The sequence below is a fragment of the Flavihumibacter sp. CACIAM 22H1 genome, assembly GCF_001601815.1.
In the GTDB taxonomy this organism is placed as follows: Bacteria; Bacteroidota; Bacteroidia; order Chitinophagales; family Chitinophagaceae; genus Flavihumibacter.
Map to the genome: position 1 here is coordinate 21,491 of NZ_LUKG01000001.1, position 19,682 is coordinate 41,172.

A 19,682-nucleotide genomic window follows, 5' to 3' on the forward strand; every position below is an offset into this window, starting at 1 on the left:
CCTCTTCCTTTGCCTTCCTTTCTTTTTCAAGCTCTGCCAACCGTTTTTTCTCGGCAGCAATTTCTCTTTTAATAGCTGCAGAAATGGCCGCTTTCAACTTATTATCCTGGTTACGTTTGGTTGTCATGTCTTTCATCAGCTCCCTTTCCTGCCCTTTGATCTTGCTCACTACTGCATTTTTTTCCGCCCGCTCTTCTGCTAATACTTTAAACTGCTTATTCTGTTCTTCCAGGGCTGAGCTTTTTTCTTTTTTGCTCAGGTTCAGCTTACCGATCTTCTGCTCCAGCTGGTTTTGTGTATTGGCAATATTAGCGGCCTGCTGTTCGCGATAAGCCCGGTAAGATTTCAGGTAGGCCATCCGCTTCAGGGCATCGTTAAAACTACCTGCACTGAAAATAAAATTGACAAAATCGTAATTGCTGCGATTTTTATACGCATACACTACACTTTTCTCATATTGAATTTTGAGGGTATCGAGCTCTGCGCGCAGTTTCACAATATCGCGCCAGCTTTGGTTGATATCTCCCTGGATCAGGTTGATCTGCTGGTTGATATTACTGATCTGTGATTCCCGCAGTTTCAGTTTTTTCTGTACCAGGTTCAGCTCGGCCAGGCTTTTCTTCTTGTACTTGCCGGTTTCGGCCAGCTGTTTTTTCAACTCATCAATTTCCCGTTGAATTTCGGCCTGCTGCTTTTTTAAATCGGAACTGCTGTTACCAGCCTGTGCCAACACGTTCAAACTGCCGGCTACAATAAAAAGAAGTATCCAGATTTTTTTTATCATGCTGTTCAATTGGAAGATGGAATGTTTCAAATATATAAAGTCCCGTCTTTATTGAACGCTATAATTTTTCGGAATGGCGAATGGATAGCTTAAACTTTCGTTAAAGGAATACTGTTTGAACTCCATCTGCACATCAATCTTGGATTTTTCGGTGAAACTCATTTTGCGGTAAGTAGAAAACGGAATCCCTCCCTGCCCGTTGTAATTGGAAAAACTAAGATCCGCTGTACGATTACGACGCAGGTTTTGATCGTCCAGTTTTATATGCTGCAGCAGGTAGTTCTCCATGCCCAGGGTAATCAGGTTCTTGAACAAATTTCCCATGCTCAGCAGGCTGATCGTTTCCGGCCCTTTGCGATAGGATACAATATTCGAGTCGAGGAACAGGGGGTTGCCGATGATCAATTCCTGCACTGCCTTGAAATCAAAAGGGATCTGCGCTACTTCTTCCAGGTACTTGACGGAACGCAGCTGCACCACTTTATCCTGTTTATTTATGAGTTTAAGGCTATCCGGTGTGATCAGCACCCGGAAAGCTTCGTAACTAAATACCGTGGCATTTACGGATAACCAGATAATGCTGTCTTTTTGCATGCGCACAAAAACGGTCAGATCAGGTCCTTTTCCGTCTTTATCCCAGTATTCCACCTTCATTTTAGCACTGAAGGTTTTGTAATCAATAATATTGGACGCCAGTTTAGAATATACTTCCCGGATATACCGCACCGTATCTTCATGTGCATCTGCCATCAGCGTAGTAACGGCAGAATCTTTTTTAGCAATAACGGTATTGATTTTTTTGGTTGCCCGACAGCTGACTGCCCCGATAGCCATTAATGCTACTGCGATGTAAACAAGTTGCTTCATGCCTTATGCTTTTCCGGTATGCCCGAATCCACCGGCATTCCGTTCTGTTGAAGATAATATTTCTACGGGAACCCAGCTCACCTGTTGAACCTGCTGGATGACCATTTGTGCAACCCGATCACCGGGTGCAATAAGTTGCGTTTCATTGGACAGGTTGATAAGGATCACCTTAATCTCTCCCCGATAATCAGCATCAATCGTGCCGGGGGTATTTAAACAGGTAATTCCCTGTTTAATGGCTAATCCGCTGCGCGGCCGGATCTGTGCCTCGTAGCCATTGGGTAATTCCATGTACAATCCGGTCGGAACCAGGGTTCTTTCCAGTGGTTGCAGCGATAGTGGTTCTGAAATATTTGCTCTCAGGTCCATACCTGCGGATCCGGCAGTGGCGTAAGCAGGCAGTTCAAATGCAGATTCATTTTTGATTTTTACGGGCAATAAGGCCGGGGCCATGGTATCCAGCAAAACAGCAGCATAAGCAACCAATCCTTCTTCGCGCCCCACAAAGCCCATTGTTTCTGTGGTAGTGGCTTTGATTGATACAGCGTCTGTGCCGATGCCTAAAATGCCGGCAATGGTTTCCTGCATAGCCGTTACATAGGGCTTTATTTTCGGTTTCTCCAAGGTGAGTGAGCTATCCACATTTATAACACGATAGCCTTTCTCCCGGATCAGCTCCACGCATTTAACCAGTAGTTTCTTACTATCAATATCCTTGTACGCCGGATCGGTATTGGGAAAATGAATGCCGATATCACCCAGCGCCAATGCACCCAGCATAGCATCACAAATTGCATGCAACAACACATCTGCATCACTATGGCCTAATGCGCCTTTGGTATGCGGGATAGCCACCCCGCCTAAAAAAAGGTCGCGTCCTTCTACCAGCTGATGAAAATCAATGCCAAAACCAAGTTTATACGTACAATTCATTGAATCGGTATTAAAGATTATGGAATAGGAAGGTGGATGCTGAATTTGCTCCCTTCCCCCCTTTCCCCAAAGGCTAAACAGAAAAAAAATCGCCCCGCAAAGATGCAGGACGATTCTTATAAATCGATCTAAAAATTTAAACGGGCTTATTCACCTGTCTGTCCCAGGTCAAATACCAGGCTGAAACGCAGGGTATTGGATAAGGGATTCTGGTTTACTCCGGAACCGGAAGGAACGATATAACTGAAGTTCAGGCCAAATACATTGTAGCGGATGCCTGCTCCCAGGGTAAAATATTTCCGGTTTCCTTTGGTTTTATCTTCATAAAAATAACCAGCTCTCAGGGCAAATTGGTCTTGATACCAGTATTCAGCTCCTGTAGATACTGTAAACTCGCGTAATTCCTCGCCGAAGCCTCCGGGCGCATCGCCGAAAGAGCTCAGCCAGCTACCTACTACTGCTTTATTCCGGTAATTCGCCAGTCCGGCAGAATCTCCAACATTCGGCGGGGTTGGCACCATCAGTTTATTAACATCCATACCAACGGTAATCTTATTGTCTTCATCAAATACTTTGGTATAAGCAACACCCAATCCCAGGTTTGCCGGAATAAAATCCTTTTGGGTGGCATCTGATGTATAACCGATTTTAGTACCCAGGTTGGTAAGGGTGGCGCCGGCGCTGAATCCGTTACCTGCTTCATTTTTGCCATTGTAGTAGAAGCTAAGGTCACCGGCAACCGCATTACCCGCTTTATAGGTATTACCGTCGATGGTTTGACCAGCCGCCAGGTTGGAATAAATATAGCGGAGCGCGATGCCTAAACCTACTTTTTCGGATAATTTCCGGGAATAGCCCACGTCAAAGCCCCATTCCCTGGGACGGCCTTCGCTGAATACATTACCCAGGTTATCGGTGAACTGAATACTGCCTAAATTAAAATAACGGAGCGTGGTGGAAATGGCCTGATCGTCATCCAGTTTATAGTAACCACTCAGCGATCCCAGGAATACATCATTCAGGCCAAGCCGTTTCAACCAGGGCGTATAGGTCATTCCTATCTGAAACTTGCTCTCATTAAACGGCGTTTTTGCCAGGTTCCAGAAAGGCGCGTTTACATCCGGAGAAGTGGCAATACCAACTTCACCCATACCACCTGCCCGCGCATCGGGAGAAATTCTAAGAAAAGGAACAGCTGTCGTTACCACGTTAATCGGCTGCACATCCTGCGCCACCACTTCATTCACCGCAATGGTACCAATCAAAAACGATACGACCAGTTTTAGGGACTTTTGTCTCATTGTATTGAATCTTTCATGTTTAAATCGGGAAACGGCCGGGAACGGGCCCATAGAATAATAATTTACCCATGAGAGGCACAGTGTGCCAGGACGTTTCAGTAATTAGTTCGGGTAAATTTTCTCAATAAGCGGCGAAAATAGTGATTAATAATAAAATAGTTTATAATCTGATCAATTGACGAGAATGAACGGCTGTTTGCCCATTGCGCAAACGAAGCACCAGCCGGTAAAAATAGACGCCCGGAGCCACCGGGAAGCCTTTTTCATTTCTTCCATCCCAATCCAAGTAGGAACGGTTTCCATTGGCAATTATTGTACCGTTTATTATTTTGATCCGCTGCCCCTGTAACGAAAAAAGCTCAATTGATGCTTCCATTGGCACCTGGTACTGGTTATGGGCAAATACAAACCGAACTGCTCCGGCAGAGGGATTGGGCCATACTCCCAGGCTCTCTACCACCAGCTGTTTTTCCGACCGAACCCTGAATTGCAGTGTTGTTTCAGCGCTGTTATTCAGTTGATCCCAGGCTTTTATTTGCAGGGTATGCAGCCCATCCGGCAAACGGGGCAACTGAAACCGCAGGCTGCCTGACTGATAAGTATCTGCATCCGCCTCAAAAAAGGGATTCAGTCTTAGTGGTTCATTTACAGCACCGTCCAAAACCAGCGTAATATCGTGGCCAAACCCGCTACCCATAACATTAATACCGGATGTATCCGCCAGGCGAAGCAGTAAAACAGGCTGATCCTGCACCAGATCGCCGGATCGAAACAGGGTATCGTTCAGCCAGGCCCTTATCCGGGGCCCTTCTGTATCGGTAGGTGGCGGGGCAGACCCGGAAATTTTAAGTTCACTGAAGCCGCCCTGCGCATCCGAGAGGCTATCCATAGCATAATATTGGATCCGGATATTGCCTTCCTGGTAATTTATATCACGGGGGATGAAGAAGGAAAATTCAAATTTTCCTTCTTTTACGCTGGCCCGTCCGCGGAAAAGGGCCCTGTCCTGTACCGAAAAACGCGTAGCCTGGCTACCAGGATCATTTCCCAGTGTCAGCCGGTCATAGGGCTGATCCAGTACAACCGGAAAAACAGTGCCGTTAAACCCGGTCAATAACTGGCCCCGGTAGTCGGCAACCTGTCCGCGGACGGTAACTTTTTCCAGCGCTTTTAAGGGCTCCACGGCGCCCGTTACCTGCCGGTCATTTATATGGGTGGTAAGTACCTGGTGTTCCGGAAAGGCTAACCGCAGAGCAGGATCACCTAGTAGCGTAAACTTCAGGTTATTAAAGATATCGCCCGAGCTGGAATAGGTACGGTTTTTAGCTTCCCGCGCTGCTTCTCCGAGGGTGCGGTACCTGCCATCGGGCCGGCGTTCCAACGCAGCCTGCATATAGTTGGCATTCATTATTCGATTGCTGTAGGCAAATACCAGGCGGGTAGTAGTCATAAGCGCAATGGCGCCGGCCCGGGGCTTTATCAGCAGGTATTCTCCCAGCGATTGAATGGTGGGGTTATCAAACGGAGCAAAATCACAGGTAGCGGTAACAAATAAAGGCAACCGGCCATTTTGCTGCCATCCGTCTACTATGGGTTGTTCCAGAATAACTTCATCCGCCAGCCGGCGAAAGCCGCCGTGCCCGGTATAATTCCAGATCAGGGTGCCTGTTTGCATTTGATCGCTGATGGCCTGGTTTACCTGGGGATACCGGCTGCCCGCTGCACTACTCTCCTGCTGGTAAGCATCCAGGTAAATTTTCTGGTGAAGAAACCGATCATTGGTGGTGGCGGCAAGTTGCGTAATTCCTTCCATATCCTGCAGGTGCAGGTTATTGTCTTCATCATCAGCAATAAATGTCAGTTCATTTCGCCAGGCGCCTCTTGTGGAAGGGTTTTTATAGGCAATTAGTTTATCTATATAATCATTGGCGGCGATAGGGGTATTCACCGGAATCCTCCCGATTGAGATATCGAGCAGGTTGGTTTGCGGGCCCCCGTTAATATCTTCCGCATCGTCCAGGAAACCGAAAAAATCATCGCTTACCCAAGTGCTTAAGGGGTCGAGTGAACTACTGCTTTGATAGGACGGGATGCCTGGCTGGCTACCGGTGGTCCGGTTTTTAGGATCAAAAGAAGCATCTCCCAAAAGCAGCAGGTAAGCGGGCTGTTTGTTACCGGTGCCGCGGTCGTGCAGCAGTTTTACAAAATCGCGGATAGCGGCGGGGTCAGGAATACCAGCTGAGAATTCATGGTAAATTTTTTCTACCGGAACTACCAGGCATTGCAGGCCGTCTTCCGAACTGTGCCAGTTGGCCAGGCGTTGAGCAGGTTGTTCCAAACCGGCTGCTGCAATTATCAGCAATTCCGGCGTTGCAACACCGTGCAGGTTTTGAGTCGGAATTCTTTTCAATAAAAAAGGAGTTGGGAACCCGGCAGCCTTATTAAATACAAAATAATCTTCCGGCTGCTCCTGCCGATCAATAAACTCCAGTTGGTTCCCGGAAAAGCTGGTAATCATCCGCACGGGCGACAGGGGTGCTGAAATCTTCCATACCTCCAGGGTAGGCGATGCATCAGAGAGTTGGTACCGGGCAATTTTACCCGGGCCAGCCTCTTGCCAGCTGCGAAAATCGAATGCTTCGCCCGCCCATTGAAGCCGGCAGTCTGCCAGCACCTGAAACCGGTTCATCCAGCCGATGGCTGAACTATTGGTAGAAGCAAATCGAATATTGAGGTCGAGCTCGGAAGCAGGCTGAAAGCTGGCTTCTTTACTGCTTTCCCGGGCAAAAAGGTCGAAGCTGGAAGCGGTAACCGGCGCAATGGTATGTGATTCGGCCACCGCTCCATTCACCAAAAACTCAAAACCTGCTGTGGCGCCCACGGAACGGGCGGCCACGGTGGAAGAAAAACGGGCCAACCGGTCGGGTACCGGAGCCGGCAAACGCAGGGTAAATCGGAGCGGCTGGGGAGCTTCGGCCAGAAACCGGTGACCGTACCATTCCTGTCCACCGGAAAGCAGGTTAAACTGGTCATTTTCCTGCCAATATCGGTATTGAAAGGTAGAAATGGTGTGCGTTGGCGGGCCGGGAAGGGCCCCTGTTGGTAGCCGTAGCCCAGTACCCCCGCTGGTAAGGTAATAGAAGGCGGTATCGCTGTAGATATTAAGTTCGTGCCGGAAACCCCGGGAATTGGGAAGGGGCACCCAGTTATGCGGCCCCGCAGCATAAAACAACAGGTAATCGGAAGCCTGTACCTGACCATCGCCCCCGTCTTCTACCCAAATAGCCAATTCGGTAAGATCATCAGAATAAGGGCCACCGGCGGCTTCGGCCAGCTTACCCGGATGGCGGCCATAAAGGCGTAACTGGCTGGCAGGAAGGGGCAGCGTAAAGCCCATTGCCTGAAGGGCATTGCCGTCTATCCGGTAAATACCTGGCGCAGTAGTACCCACCTGGTACCAGTTTCCGTTTGCCAGCACAGATTGAGCCGCATAACTGCGCTGTGCCGGCAGGTGGGCGGAGCAGCAGACAAGGCCTATCAGAAGGAGCAAACGGAGCGGAAGCGGCATAACGGATCAAAAATAATATAAAGGGCTACGGATTTAAGATTTTGGCAAGAGTATTGATTGCTTTATCTGATTATATTCGCGTTTGGTCGAAGGAATTAACACAATAATAGACAAACTGTTCCGTTATAACTATCTAAAACCAGCTTAAATGGCTATCAATATGAACTGGAAAAACCTCACAATCCTTGTATCCTGTGCCGCTATGGTGGCTTCCTGTAAAAACGGGAAGTTATTTGGCAAAAAAGCCGAAAAATCGGACGTAACCGGTTGGAATTATAACGACAAAAACCAGGGAGGCTATCAGGTCTCCAAAGAAAAAGAACAGAGAACCGGTCCCGGACTCATTTTCGTTCAGGGTGGTACCTTTACCATGGGTGCTACAGAAGAGGATGTGATGGGCGACTGGAACAATATACCCCGCCGTGTAACGGTCAATTCCTTTTACATCGACCAAACTGAGGTAGCCAACGTTCATTATCGCGAATATCTATACTGGATCAATACCGTATTTGACGGAGATGAGCATGCCGCCATCCGTAATGGTGCATTGCCCGATACGCTGGTTTGGCGCAGTGAGCTGGCTTATAATGAACCCATGGTGGAGTACTATTTCCGCCACCCTTCCTATAACTATTATCCGGTGGTTGGTGTAACCTGGAAGCAGGCGAATGATTTCTGCTTATGGAGAACCGACCGGGTGAATGAGCTGGAGTTGATTAAAAGAGGTTTTATCAACGACAAATCACTGAAGAACATTACCGGTATTGCAGAAGAGAATTTCAATACCAAATCATACCTGACCGGCGAATTCCAGGCTACCCCCGGAAAAGCTGCCAAGTCAAAAAAGAATACGCTTAAAAACCCCAATGGTACACCGCGTACACAGGTTACTTTCGAAGATGGTATCCTGCTGCCGAACTACCGTCTGCCAACAGAAGCAGAGTGGGAATATGCTGCCCTGGGATATGTTAACCAGAATCCGCAGCCTTCTAAAAAAGAAGGAAAACGGGGTGAAGAGCTGGTTGCCAACAAGCAGGTTTATTCCTGGAACAATAATGTAAATGGTCTGCGCGATACCCGTAAAGGAAGCTGGCAAGGTACCTTTATGGCAAACTTCAAGCGTGGTTCCGGTGATAATATGGGTGTTGCAGGTGGTTTAAACGACCGCGCTGTTTATACTGCCCCGGTTGAATCTTTCTTCCCGAATGGTTTTGGTATCTACAATATGAGCGGTAACGTAAACGAGTGGACAGCTGATGTGTATCGCCCTTTGTCACTGACTGATTTTGATGATGTATCGCCTTACCGTGGTAACAAATACTCTACGGTTGATATTGATGCCTCTGAAAACAAACCAACCAGAGACAGTTTGGGTCGGATCAAATACCGTATGATGACAGATGACGAAAGTAAAGATCGTCGTAACTATCAGCGGGCTGATGTGATCAATTACCTCGATGGTGATTCCCTGATCCAGGGTGTAAACTACGGTTATGGAAAAACTACCCTGATCGGCGATAAAAGCCGTGTAATTAAAGGTGGTAGCTGGAATGACCGCGCTTATTGGCTGAGCCCCGGTACACGCCGCTTCCTCGAAGAAGACCAGGCTAGTTCTACCGTTGGTTTCCGTTGTGCAATGGATCGTGTAGGTAGCCCGGAAGGCAATGGCCGCAAAACAGGTATCAACTACAAAAAGAGAAAACAAAATTCTCGTAAGAGATAATCTTTGTAATACTATTCATAAAGAGTCGCTGATTGGCGGCTCTTTTTTATTTTCGTTGTATGACCATTCCAGAACTTTACCAGCTGTTTTTAAAGCATCCTTCGGTACAGACAGATACCCGTAAACTAAAAGAGGGCGATCTATTTTTTGCCCTTAAAGGCGATCTGTTCAATGGTAATACCTTTGCAGCGAAGGCATTGGAAGCCGGCGCTGCTTATGCTATCATTGATGACCCTGCCTTTCAATTGCCTGATCGTACCATCCTGGTAGATAATGTATTGCTATGCCTGCAACAGCTGGCCTTACACCATCGCCGTCAGTTTAGAATTCCGGTGCTTGCCATTACGGGCAGCAATGGTAAAACAACTACCAAGGAATTGATCCATGAGGTATTGTCATCGACCTACAAAACCTATACAACCCTTGGCAACCTCAACAACCATATCGGAATTCCATTAACCCTGCTGCGCATTCAGCAGGATGCGGAAATGGCAGTAATTGAAATGGGAGCCAATCATCAGAAAGAAATCAGTTCTTACTGCACCTATACAGAACCTACGCATGGATTAATTACCAACCTGGGTAAAGCACACCTGGAAGGGTTTGGTGGTGTAGAAGGGGTACGCAAAGGGAAAGGTGAATTATTCGACTACCTGCGTGCGCGGGAAGGTACCGCTTTCGTGTATTGGGATGATGAACATTTGCGCCGTATGTCACTGGGAATTGAAACCATTATCCGCTATGGAACCAGGGAGGGAGACCTTACGGGCAGGGCGGTGGCAGCGCCTTCTGCTCAGCAAGAATTTCTACAGGTAGAGTTAACCAGGGGAGCCGCCCTGGAAACCATTTCTACCCAATTGGTGGGTGATTATAATACTCCCAATGTACTGGCAGCTGTAGCGGTGGGTAAATGTTTTGGTGTGCCGGAGGAAGCAATCAAAAAAGCCATTGAATCCTACCTGCCAGAAAACAGCCGTAGTCAGCTGATTCATAGAAACGGGCTGCATATTATCCTGGATGCATATAATGCCAACCCTTCCAGTATGCGGGCTGCCATCGAAAATTTCAGGCAATTAAAAGTGCCTGCTAAAGTATTGCTACTGGGTGCTATGGCAGAACTGGGAGAAGAAAGTTTAGAAGAACACCAGGCGATCATAGACCTGATTGCAGCATCGGACTGGAAATATGTTGTGCTGGTGGGCGGCGATTTTGGCAAACTGAAGCATCCTTATATCCAACTCAATAACAGCCTGGAAGCCCATGAATGGCTGTTGAACCAGTCGCTCGAGGATGCTTACCTGCTTATTAAAGGATCGCGCAGCATGCAGATGGAAAAAGTGTTATAAGTTCTCCAGGTGATTAATATCACCTTTTTATCCGGTTGCAAAGAGTAAATTTGCCGCAAATCGGATGGATATGGGAAAAACTACAAATCGACCAGGTTATTTATCTACTGTATTAACAAATACTTGTCCACGTTGCCGCGAGGGAAAAATATTTGAATCCTCCAATCCATATCAATACGGAAAGATCCTGAAAATGAACGAACGCTGCCCGGTATGCGGACAGCCAACGGAAATTGAAGTGGGTTTCTATTATGGCACTGCCTATGTAAGTTATGCGCTTACAGTTGCCTTTTCTGTAGCAACGTTTATAGCCTGGTGGGTATTGATCGGATTTTCCCTGGAAGACGGCGACTACCGGGTCCTGTACTGGGGTATAACCAATGCTGTTTTACTAATTGCCCTGCAACCTGTTTTCATGCGTTTATCAAGATCCTTATGGTTAAGCTGGTTTGTTAAATACGATCCCAACTGGAAATCCAAAGGCATTGACCGCCAAACCCTGGAACGGGTAGTTCCAGAACACATGGGCGATTGGTAAAAAAAGCTTATGGATTGGTAGAAAAAATACTGGCTTCTTTCAATAGTAACCGGGGATGTAATTTTAATTGTGCAATCACCAGCTCGGCAAAATCTTCCGGGTGCATTACCCGTTCAGGATCACCTTTAATTAGGTTAGCGCTGTTGGCCAACTCAGTAACAATGGTACTTGGAGCCAGTGCAGTAACCCGGATATTATATTTTCGCACTTCCTGCATCAGGCTTTCCGACAAACCGAATACAGCAAATTTTGAAGCACTGTAGGCACTGGTTACAGCACTGCCCGATTTACCTGCGGTGGAAGATATATTGATGATATCACCTGTTTTAGCTTCCATCATTTCCGGTAGCACAGCCCTGGTAACATAGTAAACACCAAATAAATTTACCTTAACCTGCTGTTCCCATACTTCCGGATCAAGTTCAAGAAACCCACCGAATGTTCCGGTTCCGGCATTATTGATGAGGATATCGAATTTACCAAGGGAAGCACGCAAATTGCTAACTGCTTTTTCCACTGCCAGCCGGTCACTTACATCGGCAGTTGCATATACCGCTTTTCCACCATTCGATATAATTTCATCGGCCAGTTGTTTTATATCTTTTTCTGTTCTTGCCAATAAAGCAACCGAAACACCCTCTGCTGCCAGTGCCTGCGCAATGGCCTTTCCAATACCTTTTCCTGCACCGGTTACAAGTGCTGTTTTATTTTTTAAACTTTGCATAATGGACCTGGTTTAACTACTTTCCACAATTCTTGTTCAATTAGATTTCAAATGTAGGAAATTCCTTCTTTGAACTAATTTTGACAGGATTAGTTATACTACACAAAACAACCCGAATGGAAATTGGAATATGTTCATTTGCCGACCTCGGAACCCACCCCATTAGCGGAGCGTCCGTGTCTGCCCAACAGCGACTTGAAAATTTACTGGAAGAAATTGTATTGGCAGATGAACTGGGCCTGGATGTTTTTGCGGTGGGTGAACACCATCGGGCAGATTATGCCGTTTCCTCTCCTACTACCTTACTGGCGGCAGCAGCCGTTAAAACCAGCCGTATAAAACTTTCATCGGGCGTTACAGTTTTAAGCTCAGAAGATCCGGTTCGGGTATTCCAGCAATTTGCTACGATTGACCTGCTCTCCAAAGGAAGAGCTGAGATCCTCGCCGGACGTGGTTCCTTTATAGAATCCTTTCCCCTTTTTGGTTATAACCTGAAAGATTATGATGCCCTTTATGCCGAAAAACTGGAAATGCTGGTAAAACTAAACGGATCCGAAAAAATCACCTGGGAAGGAAAACTGACACAAACTATTCCCAACCGCGGTGTGTATCCCAGACCCTTTCAGGAAAAACTACCCATTTGGGTGGCCGTGGGCGGTACACCGGAATCGGTCGTACGTGCGGCTGAATTCGGATTACCCATGACCCTTGCTATAATCGGCGGACAACCGGCCCAGTTCCGCCCCTATGCCAACTTATACCGGGAACGTTATCTTCAGGCAGGTCATTCCGCCGCAGATTTTCAACTAGCTATCAACTCACATACATATATAGCCGAAAACTCTCAACAGGCATTGGATGAATTTTATCCGCCCTATGCCGATGTAATGACCCGTATCGGAAAAGAAAGGGGCTGGCCCGGTTTAAGTCGTGAACAATACCTGGCGGGTGCAGGCCCATCCGGAGCCCTTCTCATCGGAAGCCCTCAGCAGGTAGTTGACAAAATCCTTTACGAACATGAACTGTTCGGCCATACCCGTTTTCTTGCACAAATGAGCATTGGTGCTTTACCGCATAAACTTGCTATGAAATCCATTGAATTACTGGGAACAAAAGTGTTGCCTCAACTAAAAAAGCAGCTTCAACCAAGTTCTTCTACCCAATAGCATTTTCTGCCCGCCTGTTTGGTGCAGCTGTATTGTCAGCGCTGACCAGTAGCAAATAGGCTGGAGCAATGGCTATTTTTTCCGACTGTTCATCAGGCTATCTCCGATGATCTTTTCTGCGGGGTAATAATGAAAGGTTTTATTATCACTCATAGCAACAAACAAGCCATAAGGAAAATCCGGTAATAGCGGAGTTGCTACAATTTCACTTCCATCGCTCTCTCTGGCAGCAACATATTGTTTTCGGAGTAACAGATGCGCATGCGGGTTTTCTGTAGACCCCTCGCGTGTATAGATATGAAAACTATGATCCTGCTGGTCCGAAACCAGGATAAAACCGGTACTGTCCGTAAGCGCATAAATCGAGATACCTTCATTGTCTTCCTTAAATAAACCGCGGCCAAATAAAGCCAGTTCCTGGTTTCCCTTTTCCGGATCGGCATAGTATTTCCGAACGCCCACTCCCTCGTCGGAATAATAAATATAACCCAGTTGATCATCCACGGCAATGGATTCTATTTCATGCAACCCGCTGTAAGCTCCAAACTTCCGAACCAAGGTGGCTTTAACGGTATTAGCACCAGTTCCGGTTAAGAGATATTGCCAGAGATAAGTGCTGTCTACCGGGCCGTTTTTCCTGCCCACGATAGCATATACATCGCCCTTTTTGTTCTTGTACAATGATATGCCCATCAGATCGCGGTAACCAGTGCCAGTTTCTCCTTCAAAAACCGGAATACCACCAGCATCCAGTGCCAGCATATCCGGCATCCGGAATATACGGATCTGGTTGGTTAGCCGTTCCGTTACCACAGCTATATCTACCAGTGTATCGCCGATTTTAAGACCGTATTCAATATCTACATTATTGGGTCTTTTAAGTCCGGGTACAGATCGGGTGCTATCCAGTTTTCCTTTTAAATCAAATACATATAATCCACCGGCCTCATCTTTATCCGTTCCTACGATTAATGATCGGGAAGGATCGGTGGGATGAATCCAGATGGCTGGATCGTCTGTATCATGCGCCAGCGTATCGGTGGTATAGACTGGCACTAGCAGGGCTGCCTGTGTTGCCGGATTAGTAGAAACTACGGGTGTATTGCAGCTTATTAATACCAGTTGGGCAAGCAGGCTGGCAAGAATTATTCTGTTCAGATTCATAAATTAATGCAGGATTTATCGGTTTAGAAAAAGGGTAGCTTCCACCGTTTTTTTATCAAATTCGTTTTGCAGCTGAAGTTGAAGCTGGTTACCGGAGAGGGTATAGTTGCCTCTGAGCAGGTATTCAAGCAGGCTGTTATCTGTTCCCTCCAATTCTCCTATTGCTTCCAGGTTGCCAGCTGCTACCAGATAATCCAGCTCTTCTATTTCCAGTTCCAGTTCAATTCGTTTATGCACTTCAGCAGTTTCGCCACACTCTTCCGCCAGTTCTGTTTCTTTGAGTTCTACTGTCAGGTTTACTTCATCCAATTCAATTTCTATTTCTACCTTCTCTACCATGGAAAGCTCCAGCGCGGCAATTTCTTCATTTACCAGCCCAAACAATGCTTTAAAAGCAGCAAAATTGGCCTGATTTTCCAAATCCAGTTCCCAGGTTCCGTGAATGCCTTCCTCATCCAGGAATTCCACTTGTACGCTCAATGCTGTGTTTACAACCACATTTTCAGCACTGGCTTCGAGCGAAACCAATTTAAACTCAATAGCTCTTTCTTCTTCATTTAATAATGCATCGTTGAGATAGGTATCCTCTACTTCAAATACCAGTTCTATCTCCTCCACTCCTTTCGGAAAAATAACGGATCCCAGGCCGGTAGCAGCATCAAATTGAAACTGAAGGTCGATACCCTGGTCAGCAGAATTAGTACAGTCGTCTATCTCATAAACCGCGGTTCCTCCTTTAATAAAATCGGCTAATTGGTCGATTCCATCTTTGGCTGCAACCGTAAAAAATACCCGTACATCCGCTTGCAGTGGTATAATTTTTCCGCCGGCTGCTGCTCCCTCAGGGTCCACGCGGTCGGTAAGCGTTAGTGTAATACTAAATTCATCACTGTTCTCCAATTCACCGGTTTTATCGTCGGCAAATTTTATCACTTGTGGAAACTTATCCGTTGTCAGCGGAAGTATAAGCTCCTTGTTCTTTTTATCACAGCCGATACTGCCAAGCAATAACAGGCTGCTCAGTAAAAGCCAATAAGATTTCATGGTTACATTATTTAAGTTGAATTATTTACCAGAACTGAGATCAAATTTTACACCCAGTCTTGCCCAGGACCGGTAAAATTCACGCTGTGCCATTACAGATTTAGAACCGTAAAATGATTCAAAGGGCTGATTGGTTAGATTCAATGCTTCTGCAAAGAACCTGAAACGCTGACTGAATGCATAACTGCTGCTGAAGTCGAGTTGCAGGCGACTTTTTATATAAAGATCTTCGTTCGCGTTGCCTCCAACTTCTGTAAGGTATTCGCCATTGAAATTGGCAGCCAGCCTTAGTACTAATTTTTTGTTTTCGTAGGCTAGGGCCAGGTTACCTACATGCGTTGCCTGGCCGGGAAGCCTGAATTTTTCTTTTTCATCGGGTTTGGTTTCATCAGCGGTACGGCTTTGAATAGTAGCTTTTGAATGCGTGTAGGTATAATTGGCATATACACTCAGTTTCTTCAAAAAACCAGGTAGGAAATCGAGCTTTCGCTGAAAAGAAAATTCTAGTCCCACCAGGTTAGCAACATTTCCGTTCTGCGCCTGGATAACATCAATTCGGGGAACAATCGGGGTTCCGGTTAATGGATAGCTGCTATTAAAACGTACTCGTCGGTAAATAAAATCATCCAGCTTTTTATAAAAAATACCTGCGGCCGCAATACCGACATTACCAAAATAATGTTCCAGTAACAGGTCGAGGTTAAGGGCATTGGTGGGTTTTAAGGAAGGATTACCCAGGTTAGCGACCCGATCTTCACGGTTTATTTCCTGCGCGGGAATAATTTCTCCGAAATTGGGTCTTGCATAAGAACGGGCCACTGAAGCCCTGAGGTTAGTAAACTTTGACAGTTCATACCTGGCCTGGACCTGGGGTAATAAAAAACTATAGGAAGAACGTCCATCAACCGGGCGAATAGCTTCCAGGTCGCCGGCTGCATCAATCAATACATCTTTTGACTGATAAGATACTTCGGTATGCTCCCATCGGAAGCCGCCGGTCAATAAAAGTTTTTTGAATTGATGGCGGCTCATAACAAACCCGGCATATACATTCTCCCTGGCATCAAATGATTCCAGCGCTTCATCAATTGATTTTGATTCCACATCAAGTTCAAAAAAGCCCGGATTAGCATTAAAAAAACGGTTGAAGCTGGACAAATTAAGAGGCCGGCCCATATCAAAGCGTCCCTTCAAAAATCTTGCTTTAATGGGTGCTTCGTCAAAAGCATCGGCAGTTGGAATGCCTGCGTCAGCAGCATAGATATCATTGGTTATGGTATAGGATTTCTGTTTGAACCGGGCTTTAGCTCCGAATTTAAGGGTACCACCCGACCTGCCGGTTTTATAGGGTATGCCAATTTCAAATTTCCCTGTTGTATTCTGGTCTTTTGCATAACTACCTCCATAAGCAACCTCATCAAACTCGTATAAACTGCTGTTGGTATATTCATTTGCATTTAAGCGGGGGAATTTACCATCCGGAATTGAATAGGAAGACGGCAACTCTGCTACAAAACCAAGTTCATGATCATAAGGCGTATGCTGAATGCCGCGCGAATACTGGGCTTCGTAGTTGAGGTAGAAACCATTAAACCGGTGTTTACCCCCCAGGTTGATAGCCATAATGCTTTGCGATTCAAACCGATCCTTGGTCAGTTTTTCGATTTCCTCTTCTTCGGTAACGAACACGTATCGGCGCCGCCACTCCCGATCGGTAAACCGGCTGTATATACCTCTTACATAGACTTCATGCCGGTTATTGAAATGATAATCAACGGTGCCACTCAGCCCGGATCGGGTGCGGGTTAACTCATAATCTCGCAGCTCCAGTTCATTATCATTCGGAGCCTGCTCCCAGTTATCCGAACCCAGTTGGTTCAGGTAATAATTTCCATTCAGGAGCAGACCAAGTTTTTCTTTTTTTCCAAATCGCTGCTCGTACTGCAATTGTCCCTGCCAGTTGGGTAGTTTCATCAATGCGTTATAACCGCCTGCAAGCGATCCGCTGATACGGGGCTGTTTTGACTGGGCCATCCTGGTAATTAGATTAACAGAACCGCCAACAGCATCGCCATCCATATCCGGGCTTAGGGTTTTACTAACTTCAATAGATGCAAGCTGGTCACTTGGAATGGCATCCAGCGCTACAAAACGTACATCGGCTTCTGGACTGGGAATCTGTTCTCCATTGATATTTATATTGGTAAACTGAGGTGCAAGACCTCTTACCAATACATAGCGGCCTTCGCCCTGGTCTCGTTCAATATTAACACCCGGAACCCGTTGCAAAGCTTCCGCGGCATTTGGATCGGGGAAACGGCCGATCTGATCGGACGAAATAATGTTTTTTATATTATCGGCGTTTTTCTGCTGGTTTAAGGCCTTTGCCTGTCCCTGCAGATAACCGGCTATTACCACGCTATTCAATTCAGGAGTATTACTGGAGAGATGAACCCGCAGGTTATGAACCGTTCCTGCCTCCAGGCTCAGTTCCAGAACCGTATCGCGATAACCGAGGTAAGAAATCTCAAGTGCAATGGCGCCGGGCCTGGTATAAAGTGCAAATGCGCCATTCAGATCGGCAATAGCCCCCTCGCTGCTGCCTTTTATCCGGATAGATGCCCCACCCAGTTTTGACTGGTTTCTGGCATCGTCTACCACTCCTTTCAGCAACGCGTAGTCATTGGAAGGCTGTGCCAGTACCAAGCTGCTGATAAGAGAAATTAAAAGAAGAAGTCCTACTTGTTTCATACAAATTTGTTTCAGACCCAAAACTTGGAAAAAGCAGGTGCAAACCCATTTTTACTGCGTGAACAAATAAGCAACAGCCCGTTAACAAGCGTAATCACAATAGCAACAGTTTTGCCTATTTGGCTGCTATTAGCTTGGTTTTCAATACATGGCGAATTTCAAAAAGCTTCATTAAGGAATTATTACCGAACCATTACCGTAACATCAACTGTAATCAGGCAAGTGTCTGAACAAAGGAACTGAGTGATTCCTCCTGCCCCAATTGCAATTTCTTTTTAACCCGATACCGTACAACGCGCAAACTATCGGGGGTTATGCCCAACAGTTTGGCGGTGTCAGCGGAGGACATATTCATCTTTACCAATGCCAGCAAACGCATTTCACTTTGCGTAAGTGTTGGAAACTGCTGCTGCAACCGAGCCAGTAAGGTGGGGTGTACTTTATCAAAAATAATCCTGAATTCTTCCCAATAACTGTCCTGCGAAAAGCTGAAGCTTATTTTTTGAAGTAGCTGACGAAGTGCTTTTTTATGGTCGCGTTTATCTTCCCTGACCAGGTCCTGCAAACCGTTCCGAATTTCTTCCAGCACTTCATTTTTTTGAATCAGGTGAAGGATATGGGACGAAAGTTCCTGGCTTTTAATTTCGAGTTGCTGTTTAAGAGAGGCTTCTTCCAATTGTTGCCGTTGCAGTTCAGATTCCATTAATCCCTTTTCTGTAAGGAATAGTTGCTGATGTTGTTGGTGCACTATTTGTTCATTCCTGATTTTTAGTTTTTGCCGGTTTACCGTAAGGAAAGCAACTATGGCCAATAAAGCAAGAACCAGGAGAGAGGCAATAAGTAAAACACTATGAAGCCTTCGATCGGCGTTCAGGCGGTCAATCTGCACATTTTTTTTGTCGGTTTCATGAATGGTTTGCAAGAGGCTAACCTGTTGCGCATTTTCTTTTGCATAAATTTCCTGGATTAACCGGCGACTCATTTCCAGGTAATTGTACGCGCTATCGTATTGATGAAGTGCTGCAAAATTCTGCGCCATATCACGATAAGCGCTTTGCAACTGGTATTTTTCCTCCGATTGTTGGGCCAGTTGAGCGGCTTGCCGGGCGTATTCCATTCCCCCGGCCGGATCACCTCCCTTGCTTACCACATCGCCCAAATTATTGATTACCTCAATTTGTTCTACCAGTTTTCCACTTGACCGGTACCCGTTTAAAGAAAGGTTGAAATAAAAATATGCAGAATCATACTGTTGCCGGTCTTCCAGGATAGATCCCAGGTGTTCGTAAATTTTAGCAAGTGCAACCGGCTCACCGGAAAGGCGGGCTTCTTTCAGGGCAAGCTGTTGAAAATAAAAAGCAGAGTCGTACTTACCCTGCTTTTCATAAAGATGTCCTGCCTGGCCATAAGTTTCGGCCAAACCCGCCCTGTTGCCAGATTGTTTGTACAAATCCAGTGCCTCTCTGAATGGGTGCCAGGCCAGGTCGGGTTGCTGGTTATAATAATACAGCAACCCCAACTGGTTCAGGTTATTCGCCAATTGGTCGGTTGCCGTAAGGGAACGGTAAAGTTTATCAGCCTGTAATAAATGTTGTAGTGCTGCTGTATAATTTCCCAGATGAAAATACAGTTGTCCCATTTCCTGCAATGCATTTGCCTGCCCGAGCCGGTTATCGGTTTTGCGATACTGATCGAGCTGATTCTTCATTCGTATAAAACCGGTATCGGTAGTAGCGGGGGCCGAAACTGCCATAGTGCTGGCTCCTGTTAAAA

The 19,682-nt window shown here is 46.3% G+C and carries 14 protein-coding genes; 4 read left to right on the plus strand and 10 right to left on the minus strand.

What is annotated here, in order from left to right; translation table 11 throughout:
* From A1D16_RS00105 to porU, 5 genes are all read right to left on the minus strand, one after another.
* Positions 1-784, minus strand: a 784-nt coding sequence (locus tag A1D16_RS00105; RefSeq protein WP_290706495.1) for a hypothetical protein, incomplete at its 3' end; no start/stop codon positions are given.
* Between the two features lie 48 nt (positions 785-832).
* The gene (locus tag A1D16_RS00110; RefSeq protein ID WP_290706497.1) at positions 833-1,651 is read right to left on the minus strand and encodes a DUF4292 domain-containing protein; all 819 of its coding nucleotides are present in this window, start codon (positions 1,649-1,651) and stop codon (positions 833-835) included.
* A gap of 3 nt (positions 1,652-1,654) precedes the next feature.
* Positions 1,655-2,584, minus strand: a complete 930-nt coding sequence (ispF, locus tag A1D16_RS00115; RefSeq protein ID WP_290706498.1) for a 2-C-methyl-D-erythritol 2,4-cyclodiphosphate synthase — start codon at positions 2,582-2,584, stop codon at positions 1,655-1,657.
* A 146-nt stretch (positions 2,585-2,730) separates the two neighbouring features.
* Positions 2,731-3,885 carry a type IX secretion system outer membrane channel protein PorV gene (gene porV / locus A1D16_RS00120; protein WP_290706500.1) on the minus strand — a complete coding sequence of 385 codons (1,155 nt, stop codon included), beginning with the start codon at positions 3,883-3,885 and terminating at the stop codon, positions 2,731-2,733.
* Between the two features lie 160 nt (positions 3,886-4,045).
* Positions 4,046-7,453: a type IX secretion system sortase PorU gene (porU, locus tag A1D16_RS00125; RefSeq protein WP_290706502.1), complete on the minus strand. Its 3,408-nt coding sequence runs from the start codon at positions 7,451-7,453 to the stop codon at positions 4,046-4,048.
* A gap of 148 nt (positions 7,454-7,601) precedes the next feature.
* On the opposite strand from porU, the gene A1D16_RS00130 reads away from it, so the two are divergent.
* The 3 genes from A1D16_RS00130 to A1D16_RS00140 all read left to right on the plus strand — a co-directional run bounded on the left by A1D16_RS00130 (position 7,602) and on the right by A1D16_RS00140 (position 11,060).
* A complete protein-coding gene (locus tag A1D16_RS00130) occupies positions 7,602-9,176 on the plus strand; it encodes an SUMF1/EgtB/PvdO family nonheme iron enzyme (RefSeq protein ID WP_290706504.1) in 1,575 nt (524 codons plus the stop codon).
* A gap of 59 nt (positions 9,177-9,235) precedes the next feature.
* Positions 9,236-10,522 carry a UDP-N-acetylmuramoyl-tripeptide--D-alanyl-D-alanine ligase gene (murF, locus tag A1D16_RS00135; RefSeq protein WP_290706506.1) on the plus strand — a complete coding sequence of 429 codons (1,287 nt, stop codon included), beginning with the start codon at positions 9,236-9,238 and terminating at the stop codon, positions 10,520-10,522.
* Positions 10,523-10,592: 70 nt separating this feature from the next.
* The gene (locus tag A1D16_RS00140; protein WP_366206312.1) at positions 10,593-11,060 is read left to right on the plus strand and encodes a DUF983 domain-containing protein; all 468 of its coding nucleotides are present in this window, start codon (positions 10,593-10,595) and stop codon (positions 11,058-11,060) included.
* 7 nt (positions 11,061-11,067) lie between these two features.
* Here the strand turns inward: A1D16_RS00140 and A1D16_RS00145 are convergent, their stop codons facing one another.
* A complete protein-coding gene (locus A1D16_RS00145; RefSeq protein WP_290706510.1) occupies positions 11,068-11,784 on the minus strand; it encodes a 3-ketoacyl-ACP reductase in 717 nt (238 codons plus the stop codon).
* A 116-nt stretch (positions 11,785-11,900) separates the two neighbouring features.
* Between A1D16_RS00145 and A1D16_RS00150 the strand changes: the two genes are divergently transcribed.
* A complete protein-coding gene (locus A1D16_RS00150; protein WP_290706512.1) occupies positions 11,901-12,950 on the plus strand; it encodes an LLM class flavin-dependent oxidoreductase in 1,050 nt (349 codons plus the stop codon).
* A gap of 72 nt (positions 12,951-13,022) precedes the next feature.
* Here A1D16_RS00150 and A1D16_RS00155 read toward each other — a convergent pair whose 3' ends face one another.
* From A1D16_RS00155 to A1D16_RS00170, 4 genes are all read right to left on the minus strand, one after another.
* Entirely contained in the window at positions 13,023-14,114 is a 1,092-nt protein-coding gene (locus A1D16_RS00155) for a phytase (protein ID WP_290706514.1), read from the minus strand.
* Positions 14,115-14,129: 15 nt separating this feature from the next.
* Positions 14,130-15,158 carry a hypothetical protein gene (locus A1D16_RS00160; RefSeq protein WP_290706516.1) on the minus strand — a complete coding sequence of 343 codons (1,029 nt, stop codon included), beginning with the start codon at positions 15,156-15,158 and terminating at the stop codon, positions 14,130-14,132.
* A 21-nt stretch (positions 15,159-15,179) separates the two neighbouring features.
* Positions 15,180-17,909, minus strand: a complete 2,730-nt coding sequence (locus tag A1D16_RS00165) for a TonB-dependent receptor (protein ID WP_290706518.1) — start codon at positions 17,907-17,909, stop codon at positions 15,180-15,182.
* 214 nt (positions 17,910-18,123) lie between these two features.
* Positions 18,124-19,662 carry a tetratricopeptide repeat protein gene (locus A1D16_RS00170; protein ID WP_290706520.1) on the minus strand — a complete coding sequence of 513 codons (1,539 nt, stop codon included), beginning with the start codon at positions 19,660-19,662 and terminating at the stop codon, positions 18,124-18,126.
* Between the last annotated feature and the right edge of the window lie 20 nt (positions 19,663-19,682).